12 protein-coding genes are annotated in these 12,866 nt (G+C 37.2%); 2 read left to right on the top strand and 10 right to left on the bottom strand.

What is annotated here, in order from left to right; all coding sequences use genetic code 11:
* The first annotated feature begins 42 nt into the window (after positions 1-42).
* The gene (locus tag AC07YC_RS18265) at positions 43-756 is read left to right on the top strand and encodes a Fe-S oxidoreductase (RefSeq protein ID WP_336636122.1); all 714 of its coding nucleotides are present in this window, start codon (positions 43-45) and stop codon (positions 754-756) included.
* 56 nt (positions 757-812) lie between these two features.
* Here AC07YC_RS18265 and AC07YC_RS18260 read toward each other — a convergent pair whose 3' ends face one another.
* Both AC07YC_RS18260 and AC07YC_RS18255 read right to left on the bottom strand, forming a co-directional pair.
* Positions 813-1,493, bottom strand: a complete 681-nt coding sequence (locus tag AC07YC_RS18260) for a GNAT family N-acetyltransferase (protein WP_494920082.1) — start codon at positions 1,491-1,493, stop codon at positions 813-815.
* An 11-nt stretch (positions 1,494-1,504) separates the two neighbouring features.
* Complete coding sequence (locus AC07YC_RS18255; protein WP_494920081.1) at positions 1,505-2,617, bottom strand: mandelate racemase/muconate lactonizing enzyme family protein; 1,113 nt, start codon at positions 2,615-2,617, stop codon at positions 1,505-1,507.
* 80 nt (positions 2,618-2,697) lie between these two features.
* Between AC07YC_RS18255 and AC07YC_RS18250 the strand changes: the two genes are divergently transcribed.
* A complete protein-coding gene (locus AC07YC_RS18250) occupies positions 2,698-3,939 on the top strand; it encodes a hypothetical protein (protein ID WP_336636119.1) in 1,242 nt (413 codons plus the stop codon).
* Between the two features lie 56 nt (positions 3,940-3,995).
* Here the strand turns inward: AC07YC_RS18250 and nhaC are convergent, their stop codons facing one another.
* The 8 genes from nhaC to AC07YC_RS18210 all read right to left on the bottom strand — a co-directional run bounded on the left by nhaC (position 3,996) and on the right by AC07YC_RS18210 (position 12,775).
* Positions 3,996-5,444 (bottom strand): Na+/H+ antiporter NhaC, encoded by a 1,449-nt coding sequence (gene nhaC / locus AC07YC_RS18245; protein ID WP_336636118.1) that lies wholly within the window; start codon positions 5,442-5,444, stop codon positions 3,996-3,998.
* A 280-nt stretch (positions 5,445-5,724) separates the two neighbouring features.
* The gene (locus AC07YC_RS18240; RefSeq protein WP_494920080.1) at positions 5,725-6,834 is read right to left on the bottom strand and encodes an amidohydrolase; all 1,110 of its coding nucleotides are present in this window, start codon (positions 6,832-6,834) and stop codon (positions 5,725-5,727) included.
* A gap of 189 nt (positions 6,835-7,023) precedes the next feature.
* On the bottom strand, positions 7,024-7,167 hold the full coding sequence (locus tag AC07YC_RS18235; protein ID WP_008176247.1) for a hypothetical protein: 144 nt from the start codon (positions 7,165-7,167) through the stop codon (positions 7,024-7,026).
* A 246-nt stretch (positions 7,168-7,413) separates the two neighbouring features.
* Positions 7,414-9,453, bottom strand: coding sequence for a TRAP transporter permease (locus AC07YC_RS18230; protein ID WP_336636115.1), 2,040 nt, complete (start codon positions 9,451-9,453; stop codon positions 7,414-7,416).
* Entirely contained in the window at positions 9,450-9,968 is a 519-nt protein-coding gene (locus AC07YC_RS18225; RefSeq protein WP_494920079.1) for a DUF1850 domain-containing protein, read from the bottom strand. Before AC07YC_RS18225 ends, AC07YC_RS18230 begins: the two co-directional genes overlap by 4 nt.
* A gap of 111 nt (positions 9,969-10,079) precedes the next feature.
* Complete coding sequence (locus AC07YC_RS18220; RefSeq protein ID WP_494920078.1) at positions 10,080-11,072, bottom strand: TAXI family TRAP transporter solute-binding subunit; 993 nt, start codon at positions 11,070-11,072, stop codon at positions 10,080-10,082.
* 272 nt (positions 11,073-11,344) lie between these two features.
* Positions 11,345-11,896, bottom strand: a complete 552-nt coding sequence (locus AC07YC_RS18215) for a superoxide dismutase family protein (protein WP_336636112.1) — start codon at positions 11,894-11,896, stop codon at positions 11,345-11,347.
* Positions 11,897-12,019: 123 nt separating this feature from the next.
* On the bottom strand, positions 12,020-12,775 hold the full coding sequence (locus AC07YC_RS18210; RefSeq protein WP_494920077.1) for a 3D domain-containing protein: 756 nt from the start codon (positions 12,773-12,775) through the stop codon (positions 12,020-12,022).
* Positions 12,776-12,866: the final 91 nt, after the last annotated feature.

Here is a 12,866-nt window from a genome sequence, read left to right as displayed (position 1 = left end):
TTATAATTGAATTACGAAAGCTCTTAAGAAAAGGGGATCATCATGCCAGCTTTAACGATGGATCAAGTTCAACAATTAAACTCCTATAGTATTTACACAACGGAACCAAAGCGAACGTTATTTACTTTAGCTGATATACATAAAGACTTTTACCATCCTGATTTTTTAAATCTCATGATGGGTATTACGGACGCCGCTACGGAAACTGCTGCGATTTCTCACTTCGCACGCCGCTATGGGATGTTTTTTGCTATGCAGCTCTATATGCTCGCCGCTTATGACGAGGTGTGGGATGGAAAGCCAATTGAATTACGCTTCGATGCTGCTAAGGAATTCAACAGCTTTACAGTCGCTATGTTTGTTAATCCTAATGATTGGCGCTATGTTGAGGAGAATGAACGTCAGGCGGTTATTGAAAAAATTCTATACGATGGTCATGTGATTGTTCAACAACTTCGCAAAGTAACTTCTATCTCCCCTCTTACTATATGGGAAAATTTCTTTGGCTATTTACTATGGCATTATCATATCTTACTATCGAACCCTGGCTTAGCCGATCAAGCTATGGACGATATAGAAATATTGGAGGACCCTAAAACATGGGCCCGTTTCTCTAATAAATCTTGGTGGGCACAATATACAGGGGGTCTAAGTCCAACAAATTTAGTCCATGTCCCTGTCCGTAAATCATGTTGTTTTTCGAAAGATATACCGGGATTAATGGCTTGCGGATTTTGCCCAATGAAGAAATCATAGCAAGACAAAAAAGCCTTAGCTTCCACAAATACATGTGAAGGCTAAGGCTTTGTATGTTATTTTTCGTATACTACAAACCAATCATTATTTTCCGCATACATAGACGTGCCAAGAAAGCCTTGCTTCAAAAGCTGCTGTTGAGCCGCTGTATCTTTCATGTTGATTACTTGTTTTTCTGTCAATAAAGGGAGCTCTTGACGTAAATCCTTCAAGAATATATAACGTAGTTTGTCTACATATTTAATTTTTAGTCCTTTAATAACGAGGTCTTGAGCAAACTTATCCTTTAAGCTCGGAATATTAAATGGCTTGACTGTTGAACATACATAATCGTATTTTTCCACATCGATGTTACTCATCACTATTGTCGCTAATGTTTTTTGTAAGCCATAGCCACGGTACTTTGGTGAAACATTAGAAATCTCCTGATATAAAACTCGATTAAATTCACTCTCAGGAATTCCACAATCATACCCAAGATGTTCCTCATCAATAGGAGGATTTAATAGGGCACGGAAGGCAATCAATTTCTCACCTGCATAGGCGCCTATCATCATACCTTGTCCATTTAGAATATATTCGAATTCCTCGGTGCTCAATGGCTGTAAGATGCTTTTATCAGCTAAAGCTTCATAAACCTCCACCTGCAAGTCCTCGATTTGTTGTAAATGTTGAATTGCTAACTGTGTGACAAAGTATGGAGTCTCCCCTAGCATACCTTCATATATTTTTTCCATGTTTCGCCTCCTTAGGCTGTGACAACAGTTGAAAACTTACACAATTCCTTCATAACAGCCTCGTCTACATCAATACCGAGACCCGGTTGTTCATTTAAACAGATAAATGGAACATCATAATGAAGATTACCCACATCTTTTGAGAACTTCAATGGCCCTGTCAATTCAACACTTGTCATAATTTTTTTAGAAAATGCTACATGGAAACCTGCCGCAGAGCCAACAGAAGACTCTACCATGGAACCAACTTGACATTCAATACCTGCCATTTCTGCCATAACTGCTAGCTTCATTGCAGGATAGATGCCTCCACATTTCATTAATTTTATATTTACTTTATCTGCAGCACGTTTGGCGATAATTTCACGCATTTCACGTACGCCGCGAATCCCTTCATCAATCATTAGAGGTACATCTGATTTTGACTTAATCTCCACCATTCCATCGATATCTTCACTATCAACGGGTTGCTCTAACCAATCAATATTTAAATCCTTCATCGCACGTAAGCCCTGTAATGTCGTTGCAGCATTTCCCCACCCTTGATTGACATCTACTCGGATGGCGATATCTTCGCCTACTTGCTGTCTTACTGCTTTAATACGAGCAACATCACGGATTACCTCTGTACCTACCTTCATTTTAAAGGAACGATACCCCATCTCTACACGCTTCGCAGCCTCTTCAGCCATTGCCTCGGGCGTTCCAATACTTAACACATGTGTAATAGGGAATTTCTCATGATAACGCCCACCTAAAAGCTGATATACCGGAACCCCCAATGCTTTCCCAGCAATATCAAAGCAAGCAATATCAATAGCTGCCTTTGCTGCTGGAACATCTTTTACAACCTTATTCATTTTATCGTGCAATTTTTCAAAGGCCATTGGATCTTCACCAATAACAGCAGGTGCAAGATGATGCTGAAGCAAAGCATATGTACTTTCCCATGTTTCACCCGTTACATGTTCATCAGGAACCGCTTCACCATAACCTACAATACCAGTATCAGTTGTTACTTTTAAAATAATAGAAGGCATTGTATCATATGTAGCATAACTAATGATAAATGGATCAATTAGCGGTAAATGTATAGCATAAATTTCTACTTGTTGGATTTTCATAATAATCAGTCCCCTTTGTCGTTATATACGTCGCTAATACGTCGCTAAATATTTAAAAAAATAGAGAAGGAACGATGCCCATGTCTACGAAAATAGCGATTATTTGTTCTAAAGCATTTATGAAGCGTATTATTAGTATCGCACAAAATATAGACAATATTCAATTAGAATTTTATCTATACAATCACCCCTCTGAGGCGCCAATTTTAATGAAACAAATCAAACCTTGTGATGCTCTTTTATTCGGTGGTACATTACCCTTTTTACATGCTCAATCTCTCCTACCGGAAATACCAATACCTTGGAATTATATAAAACAAGATGAAACAACTATCTCTACAACTCTGTTATCCCTAGTAGCTAAACATGCTATACCGATCAATAGAATTTCAATTGATGTAATGAATCCAGCATTTGTAGATAGTGTTTTAACAGAAATTGACTATAAGGGGCCGAAGCCACATATTCAACATATTTCTATTACAGAACCAACAGAACATATTCTAAAGCGTCACATTGCGTTGTGGAATACCAAAAGCATAGATTTCGTGATTACAAGTATCCACAGTGTTTTTGATACATTACAAGCACATCAAATTCCTGCCATGCGCATGATAGATGCCACCAATTCTATTATTCAATGTCTCGAAGAAACCAAATCAAAATCACTTTTAACAAAATCCGAATCATTTAAGGCCGTAGTTGGGTTTTTAGAATTCCCTACTGATTCCTCCATTGATTCAGCTATTGTAAATCAAATTGCGAAGGCTACCTTTTCAACATATAAACAAATTTCATCACAAACCTTTGAGCTTTATACAACTGCTGGCCATTTACAAAATGCACTTGTAAAGGAAGCTTTAAAAGAGCTTATTAAACAAATTGAAATACCATTTAAACTAGCCTTCGGGTATGGGCATTCCATGTTAGAAGCCACTCAAAATGCTCAGCATGCTTTAACATTTTCGAAACCATTTGAAATTTATATTCTAGATGAACATAAAAACCTTTTAGGTCCCTTTCCCAAATCAGAAGGTAGATTATCTTTAAAAACTGATGATCCTTATGTTTTACAAATGGCCAAACTCACAAGCTTAAGTCCATTAAATATTTCTAAAATCATCAATTTTAGTCATGAAAGGCAATCCGCACAATTTACATCGCAGAATCTTTCAGAATACCTACAGGTTACTAGACGTACAACTGAACGTATTATAAAAAAATTAGTAGATCAAGGTTATGCTAAGGTCGTTGGCGAAGAAATGACACATCAACAGGGTCGACCTCGCACCATTTATGAATTAAATTTCGCCACCTATTAATCAATTATATAAAAGGAATTCTCGTAAATGCTACGCATCTACGAGAATTCATATGATTAATCAACCATGACCATATTATCAGTGTTTTCCATTTCTTGTTCTTTTTTACGTTTCTCTGCTTCCGCCATTTCTTCTGGCGTTAATTTAACAATAGCAAAACCAATATATCCATAGATAATGGAAATAATAGGTACCATGAAATTAAGAATGGCATATGGTGCATACTCCATAGCGCCTACACCCAATGTCGCTAAAATAAACACACCACAAGTATTCCATGGGAAGAAAACAGATGTTAATGTTCCCCCATCTTCTAAAGCACGAGATAGATTTTTAGAATGTAGGCCTCGTTGCTGATAAACACCTGCAAACATCCGTGAAGGGACTACAATTGAAATGTATTGCTCTGAACATGTCGCATTCGTTGTGACACACGCTGCAATTGTTGAAGCAATAAGACTCCCCGTAGATTTAGCAAACTTCATGATTACATTCATAAGAGCTTTCAACATCCCTGAATACTCTAAAATACCACCAAAAGTCATCGCCACAATGGTCATTGAAACCGTATTCATCATAGAATCTAAACCACCACGGTTAAATAAATCATCAACCATGTGATTACCTGTCGAGATTTCAAATCCAGCTTGTAATGCTTGTACAGCACTTGCAGCCGAACCGCCTTGTACAAAAATTTGTAGTAAGAAACCTGATACAATCCCAATAATTAAAGCTGGAATTGCTGGTACTTTCTTAGCTACTAAAACAATAACACCCACTGGTACAAGTAATAGTAAAGGAGAAATAACAAAGCTTTCTTCCATCACTTTTAACGTTGTTAAAATTTCTTCCGATTTCATCGAAACATCTGCAAATTTTCTGCCCAAAAATCCGAAAACAACAAGTGAAATAATTAACGCTGGAATCGTTGTATAAAGCATATGCTTAATATGTTCAAATAAATTTGTACCTGTTAAACCAGCTGCCAGATTCGTAGTATCTGATAAAGGTGACATTTTATCTCCAAAGTAAGAACCTGAAATAACCGCACCGGCAATCATAGCCGCTGGAATACCCATACTTAAACCAATACCCATGCCTGCGACACCGATTGTCGCCATCGTCGACCACGAACTACCAATAGCTAATGACACGATCGAGCATAATATCATAATTGTCACTAAAAACCACGCTGGAGATATTAGTTTTAAGCCATAGAAAATCATCGTTGCTACGACCCCGCCGCCAATCCATGCTCCAATTGTCAAACCTACTAAAATAATAATGACAATGGCAGGTAATGCCAAGCGTATCCCCTTATACATCATTTCCTCAATTTCCGACCATTTGTATCCATGCATTTTGGCAACAATTGCTGCTACAGTTGTGCCGACAAGAAGAGGTACGTGAGGACTTTGCTCTAAAACAACTACTGTAATCAACATTGTAATAATCATAATTGCAAAAGTTAGTAGTGCCCAGCCCGCATTTATATCCTTTTTCATTTTTCCATCCCCTTTTTTTGCACCAAATCCCTTTTTGGTTTTTCAACGACGCAAATAATTTTTTACGTTTTTTAGCTTAATATTCAAAAAATTAAAAGTCAACGCAAAAAAATTATGCTTCTCTAGCAAATCCCTTTGTTTTAGGGCAATAAAACGCTTTCAAGTAGCAATAAAAAGCTCCCCAAACCCTTGAATATCCATGCATTTCAAGAAATGTTCATGCAAAAAAAGCTATATGAAAAAATTATTGCATTTTTCATATAGCTAAAAAAATATTTTTTTATTCAGGTTTTTTTTCTAATACGCAGGCAAGTACTTTGGCAGCATCGATTAATGCACTACGATCAAATGTCATTTTAGGGTGGTGTAATCCTGGTGTTAAGTTCGCCCCAATTCCAATCATGGCCGCTTTTAATTCTGGCTTCTTCACGGTATAAAAATGAAAATCATCACTGCCTGGAGTTGTTATTTCATCTGCTAAATATTCCTCGCCCAATGCTTGAACAATTGCTTCTTTCGCCATTTTTGCAGCAATTGTTGAAACCTCCGCGCCTGGTGTGAAATCAAACCACTTCCAATCCATTTCAATTTCAAATTGTTGCTGAATTGATTTTAAGCCAGACTCAATTTTGTTACGAAGTAATTCAAGTTGTTGATTATGCTGTGCTCGAATGTCCATCGAGAAACTAGCATTCCCTGGAATAATATTTGTACTACCGCCATCCGCTATAATTTTTGTTAACTTTGCAGAATGTGGCTCAAAAGGTGATAGATGAATACTGTTTAACATTTGTTGAACAGCCATAATGACATCAATAGCATTTTTCCCTTGGTGTGGTCTCGCCCCATGAGCGTCAATTCCCTGAATAGTCCCATCTAGGAAATAGGCCGCACCATGATGAATAGCTGGTGAAACTTTCCCAAGCGGTAGCTCTTCAATAGGTCTTAAATGTACACCAAATAAATGTGATACCCCATCAACAGCTCCTCGATCAAAAGCAGCAACTGCACCATTCCCTAATTCCTCGGCAGGCTGGAAAATAAAACGGACGCGATGTTGCAATGGTTGATCTTTAAGTAGTAATAATGCCCCAAGCACCATAGTCATATTCGCATCATGACCACAAGAATGATTCGCCTGCCATTTCCCATCCACTTCTTGCCATAAAGCATCGATATCAGCACGGACCGCAACAACCTCTTCACCTGCTCCAATTTCTGCAATTAATCCAGGTACATCCCCAAGCAAGTGATAAGAAACATTCAATTCATCTAAGATTGACGCTAATTTTTTTGTCGTCTCGAACTCCTTCCAGCTCACTTCAGGGTATTTGTGAAAATGTTCAAACCATTGATACATTGTTTCTTCTAATGTTATAGCTTTTGACATAATGACACCTCTATACGCATTTTTGTTTCTCATTATACATGAATCTATTTTATAAAAGTATATACGCAGTAAGACCTATTAATATGAAATGGCTTAATAAATTTATATGCCACTTCCTATTGCAAGGACACAAAAAAATGGACTATGTTAAAAGTCATTATCTCTTCAACATAGCCCATCAAGTATTTATTATAAACTTGTAAAAAATCCTTCTGGATATTCCTCATATTGCACGATTGCTAATGACTCCTCATTTCTTTCTTCCTCTTCCTTACGGTCAAATTCTTGATCCATTAAGTATGTCTCAAATTTTGAATTTAACAATTTACCCATTGTATCACCTCTCTTTTATTTAATTGAATTTTCTGATAAAAGAATTATACAATAGTACTTCGATAAAATGCAATAAATTATACTCATTATGCATTATAAATATAAAATCGATCTCAATTTTAGAACAATTAAGATGCAAACACTTCCTTTTAATTACAAATAATAAAAAGTCTGCCTATTAACACCTGACCGAAACAGTGGGCCAGCTATTAATAGAGCAGACTACTATTGTATTACATCAAAAATTTACGATATAGTCACACCCGTTTTGTCATTTGTAGGATCATTGTGACTGCCCTTTTTATGAGATAATACTTGAATCACAAACATGACAATGAAGATGCCTAAACCTACCCAATCCGAGAACTTCTCAGGATAAATAAGTAATAAACCAGCAACTAAAACAATTATTCTTTCAAACCAGTACAGTTTACGGTACCAATACCCAATAACACCCGAACCGATGGCAACCATTCCTGTAATCGCAGTAAATACAACCCATATTATTTGTGGTACTGTCGTATCAATCATTAGTAAAGAAGGTGAAAAGACAATCATATACGGTATAATAAATGCCGCAATAGCAAGCTTTGCTGAATTCACACCTGTTTTAATAGGATCGCCACCTGAAATACCTGATGCTGCAAAAGCGGCTAATGCTACAGGTGGTGTAATGTCTGCAATAATACCAAAATAGAACACAAAGAAGTGAGCCGATAGTAATACAACTAATGGTACTAACTCTTGCGGTGTATTCGGCGATAATAATGCTACAATCGCTGGAGCTGCGATTGTCGAAGTAATCACATAATTTGCGGTAGTTGGTGCACCCATACCAAGTATAAGGGAAGCAATCATCACAAAAATTAATGTCAAAATAATACTACCACCAGCCAAAGCTACTAAACTATTGGCTAGACTTAAACCAAGTCCTGTTTTTACAACAACCCCTACAATAATCCCTGCACAAGCTGTTGCTGCCACTACCCCTAACGCAGTACGAGCACCTTCCACCAATGCCCCTATCACGTCCATCGGTTTAAGCCGTGTATCCTTATTAAACATAGCAACCCCTATGGAAATAATGATTCCATATAATGCAGCATGCATAACAGGTGTCCCCGTTAACATTAGTACGATAATCGCAATAATTGGTAATAAAAGATAGATTCTCTTAAATACTTCCTTTCGATTAGGCATTTGATCGTCTCTAAGACCTTTTAAACCAACTCGTTTTGCTTCAAAGTGCGTCATAATCCAAATACCTGTAAAGTATAGAAGAGCTGGGATAGCTGCCGCCTTTGCTATATCCCAATACGTAATGCCACGACCAATAAACTCTACCATTAGGAAAGCCGCTGCCCCCATAATTGGCGGCATTAGCTGACCACCAGTTGATGCTGCCGCTTCAACTGCACCTGCAAATTCTTTACGATAGCCTAGTTTTTTCATCATCGGAATCGTATAGGAGCCTGATGTTACGACATTGGCTACAGAGCTACCCGAAATGGTACCTTGTAGAGCACTAGAAAAGACTGCTACTTTTGCTGGGCCGCCTATTAATTTACCTGCCAATGAAACGGCTAGATCATTAAAATACTGACCTACTCCTGTTTTCACTAGAAAGGCTCCAAAGAGTAAAAATACAAATATAAAAGTGGCTGACACACTAATTGGTGTGCCGAATATTCCATCTGTTGTAAAATACATAAGGTTTACAATACTCTCTAAATCCTGCCCTCTATGTGCCATAAATGCAGGAAAATATGGACCATAATAAGCATAGATTAAAAAACATGCTGCAATAATCGTAATTGGGAGCCCGACAGCGCGACGAGCGGCCTCAAGCACTAATACAACAGCAATAAGACCTACAATAAAATCCATTTGTGTTATGGAGCCATTGCGATTCACAAGCTCAGTATAGTTCATAGACCAGTACGACCCTACCCCTATTGAAAGCAAAGCCAATAAATAATCAAACCACGCAATTTTGTGCTTTGGTGCTTTTTTACGAGCAGGAAATAGTAGAAAAATAAGTGTTAAACCAAAGCCTAAATGGATGGTACGTTGTATTTGTGCTGGGAATTGCCCGAAAATAGCTGTATAAAGTTGAAACAAAGAGAATGCTAAAAGACCATAGAAAATGACGTGCCTCATAATACCTGTTACAGTTCTTACGTTGGATTCAATATCATATTTTTCAAGTATAGCTTGTTGCTCTTCAGCAGAAATTTGCTCGAATTCTTCTACTCTTTCTTTCTTTGCTTTTTCCTGTGTTGTCATCTCATCCTTACTCCTTTCCACTGTTCATAAAGCGATAATTGCCTTATTTCAAATAAATAGGATTTTCCCCTTTGTAAGTCTTTTTTTAAATCATATTCCACGCCTTCATAGTTGAATACCAAATCTAAATCCAAATCGCCAATTAAAATAGTAAAATTGTCAACGACTCGATGATCAGCAAATTGAAGAACATATTTGCCGTCTCTTTCTATAAATGTTTGGCCCTCCTCGGCATACCCTGGCATACCTATTGCTAAATCTTCATATTCCATCTCTAACATCTGAATACGATTTCCCTTTACATGTTGATAGGATTCGAATACATCCGAATTATGTATGGAATGGGTATATCGAATTTGAAATTTTTCATTTTCAGTAATTGGTATGTAGTACACTCTCGGATTTACCGTGCGCGTTTCTGTAAAGGTGAATACCTTTTGAAATGGAAGAATAGCTACACTAATTAAGCAGAAGATTACTAAAACGACTGCAATACTAAGTTTCCTCTGTTGCATGTTATCCTTCTCCCTACTTTAAAAGCTACTCGCCTATACTCACACCTTATAGTAGGAAAAGGCTCGAAGCTTTACGCAATCCGAGCCCTTCATATTTAGTGATAGTTTAGACTATTTTTTCTCATCAAAGTATTTTTGAGCACCTGGATGAATGTCAATACTAATACCATCTAAACCTGTTTCAGCTTTTATAAATTTACCTTTATCATGAGAAATCTTATCAGTATTATCATAAATAGCTTTTGTCATAGTATAGACAACATCCTCTGGTAGTTCCTTTTTCACTGCTAGCATAGCAAGAACTGAAACCGTTTCTGTATCTTCTGCAATTCCATAAGTCCCAGCTTTTACTGTATCCTTTGCATAATAAGGATATTTAGCAATTAATTCATCCGCTTTACCTGCATCTACACCAACAATATTTACTTTCGTTGTAGCATTTAACGCCTCAACCGCACCTGTTGGTGTACCTGCTGTAATAAATGCCGCATCAATTTGACCTGATTGAAGTCCATCTGTCGACTCCCCAAAATCTAAATTTTGAGCTTTAATATCATCCATCGTTAAGCCATGAATCTCTAGTAATTGCTCGGCATTCGCATAAGTACCAGAACCAGGTGCCCCTACAGACACTTTTTTCCCTTTTAAATCCGCATAAGTCTTAATGCCTGTTGCTTCTGTAGTAACTAATTGTACTGTTTCAGGATAAAGGGCACCTAAAGCTGAAATTGTATCAATTTTCTTTCCATCGAACATAAGCTTTCCTTCCGTAGCATAGTAAGCAATATCCGTTTGAACAAATGCAATTTCGCCTTTACCCTCTTGCAAAGCAGTCATATTGGCAGCAGATGCCTGAGACACCTCAGCCGTTGTTTTAATATCTGTTTCTTTCGTAATGAGGTCAGCAAATGTACCGCCAAGTGCATAATAAGTACCTTGTGTTCCACCTGTTAATAGACTTAAAAACTTGGGCTTTTCGGATGACTCCGAAGCGTTCTCGTCCGTATCCTTTGAGTCACTTCCGCCATCTGTCCCACATGCTGCTAAAATCATAAGTGCAAACGCACTTAATAATAACAACCATTTAAATTGTTTTTTCTTCATTGTACTTTCCCCCTCTTTAGAATAATAAAGACAATCTACTTAAAATTATCAAATTTAGTATTATTATGTCAATAAATTTATAGTAAATTCTGAATTTTTACTATATAATTATTGATAAATACTATTATTTTTCAAAAATAGTTTATTATTTAATTAACCTTTTTTATCTATAAAAACATATAATTTCTAAATTCAAAACCGTATAAAAGGAGCCTATAAATAACGAAAACTAAAAAAACTGCATCCAATGATGATTGGATACAGTTTCTCTTCTATCGAATAACGCCACAAGCAATTCTTGCACCAGAGTTACCTGCTGGGTCTGTTTTATAGTCATCTGCTGATTCATGAATAACAATTGAACTTCCGTCACTGTCTAACAACGAATTGGGTTGATCTTTTTGTAATGTTAGCCCTTCTGCTAAGAAATTCAAATCGACATTGCCATCGTCACCAACCTCTAGATTAGGTAAATCCCCTAAATGATAACCATTTGGATTTAACTTACCATGCTCTTTTTTGGTCGGATTAAAGTGCGCACCAGCCGATTCAAATTTAGGGGGCTCACATTTCCCTACTTCATGAATATGAATTCCATGTGTACCTGGTGGTAGGCCTGATAATGCCAGTGTCATCATAACACCATTATCTTCTTCCTGAAAATACGCGTTCCCATAACTTTCGTTATTTGCACCAATGACTTTTGCAGTAGCTGTTAAGGGAGATGATGCATTGACTTGTACTTTTTCTTCTTTCTTATCAAAGAAACTACAACCACCAACTAACACTAATAAAGAAAGGCTAATTAAGCTAATTTTTTTCATAAAAATACCTCCTCTATTTCTGATGGTTTCCAAGTTAATCAATACTTATGCATTTTTTATTAATTTTACCGAGGTCGTTACATGCACAAAAGGGATCTCTCCTATGAGAAATCCCTTCATGTTTTAGTCTAAAATTTTGACGGTCACTGTTTTGACGCCCCATTGAAGAGCTTGTCCCTCGGTAGGAATAAAGACATCGATTTTATTTCCTTTAATAGCTCCGCCCGTGTCAGCTGCAATCGCCTCACCATATCCTTCTACCCATACCTTTGAGCCAAGCGGGATGATACGAGGATCAACCGCAATTACCTTTAAATTTGGATTGGATCGAATATCCGTTCCATTCGCTGTAATTCCCGAGCATCCTTCACAATAGGCAGTATAGGCTGTAGCACGCATTGTTAACGTTCTACCAGATCCACTTGATGGAGCGCTCGCAGGTTTCGTTTTTGCTGTTGAAGCAACCCTTGTTGAAACTGCTTCGGATGCTTTAGGTTTTGGTTTAGCTGCCGAAGCTTTTATAGCTAAAGATTCACCAGCAAAAATCAAATCTGTACCAAGGTTATTCCATGCTTTTAGTTCATCTACTGTTATATCGTTTTTACGTGCGATTGAAAATAATGTGTCACCGCCTTTAATGACATATTCATCTTCCAATGTTTTTTCTGTATTTGATGTGTCCTTCACTAAATCTTGCTCTGGATAAAACCAAAATGAATCCATTTCTGACAATTGTTGAAATTCCCCAACGGTTAAATTATAAATTTGAGGGAGTGCCCATAGAATATTGCCGGAATTGTCTTTCGCAGAGGAAGGACTGGCATATAGGCTCAAACCAACGGTCAATGTTACTGCTAAAGCTAAAGCTTTCTTCTTCATGTTTAGTAATACCTCCAATATTTTATTATTTTTTGCAAGTCTGCTGTTAGCACGCTAGAGTCAAATAATCTAGTATGCAAGCAACAATAAG

The organism is Lysinibacillus sp. GW247-5R2A, from assembly GCF_059424475.1.
This window is presented reverse-complemented; position numbering and strand designations above follow the sequence as displayed.

Excerpts from the sequence above, each read along its gene's own strand:
- AC07YC_RS18265 (WP_336636122.1), top strand. The coding sequence starts at position 43 with ATGCCAGCTTTAACGATGGATCAAGTTCAACAATTAAACTCCTATAGT.
- AC07YC_RS18260 (WP_494920082.1), bottom strand. The coding sequence starts at position 1,493 with ATGGAAAAAATATATGAAGGTATGCTAGGGGAGACTCCATACTTTGTC.
- AC07YC_RS18255 (WP_494920081.1), bottom strand. The coding sequence starts at position 2,617 with ATGAAAATCCAACAAGTAGAAATTTATGCTATACATTTACCGCTAATT.
- AC07YC_RS18250 (WP_336636119.1), top strand. The coding sequence starts at position 2,698 with ATGTCTACGAAAATAGCGATTATTTGTTCTAAAGCATTTATGAAGCGT.
- nhaC (WP_336636118.1), bottom strand. The coding sequence starts at position 5,444 with ATGAAAAAGGATATAAATGCGGGCTGGGCACTACTAACTTTTGCAATT.
- AC07YC_RS18240 (WP_494920080.1), bottom strand. The coding sequence starts at position 6,834 with ATGTCAAAAGCTATAACATTAGAAGAAACAATGTATCAATGGTTTGAA.
- AC07YC_RS18235 (WP_008176247.1), bottom strand. The coding sequence starts at position 7,167 with ATGGGTAAATTGTTAAATTCAAAATTTGAGACATACTTAATGGATCAA.
- AC07YC_RS18230 (WP_336636115.1), bottom strand. The coding sequence starts at position 9,453 with ATGACAACACAGGAAAAAGCAAAGAAAGAAAGAGTAGAAGAATTCGAG.
- AC07YC_RS18225 (WP_494920079.1), bottom strand. The coding sequence starts at position 9,968 with ATGCAACAGAGGAAACTTAGTATTGCAGTCGTTTTAGTAATCTTCTGC.
- AC07YC_RS18220 (WP_494920078.1), bottom strand. The coding sequence starts at position 11,072 with ATGAAGAAAAAACAATTTAAATGGTTGTTATTATTAAGTGCGTTTGCA.
- AC07YC_RS18215 (WP_336636112.1), bottom strand. The coding sequence starts at position 11,896 with ATGAAAAAAATTAGCTTAATTAGCCTTTCTTTATTAGTGTTAGTTGGT.
- AC07YC_RS18210 (WP_494920077.1), bottom strand. The coding sequence starts at position 12,775 with ATGAAGAAGAAAGCTTTAGCTTTAGCAGTAACATTGACCGTTGGTTTG.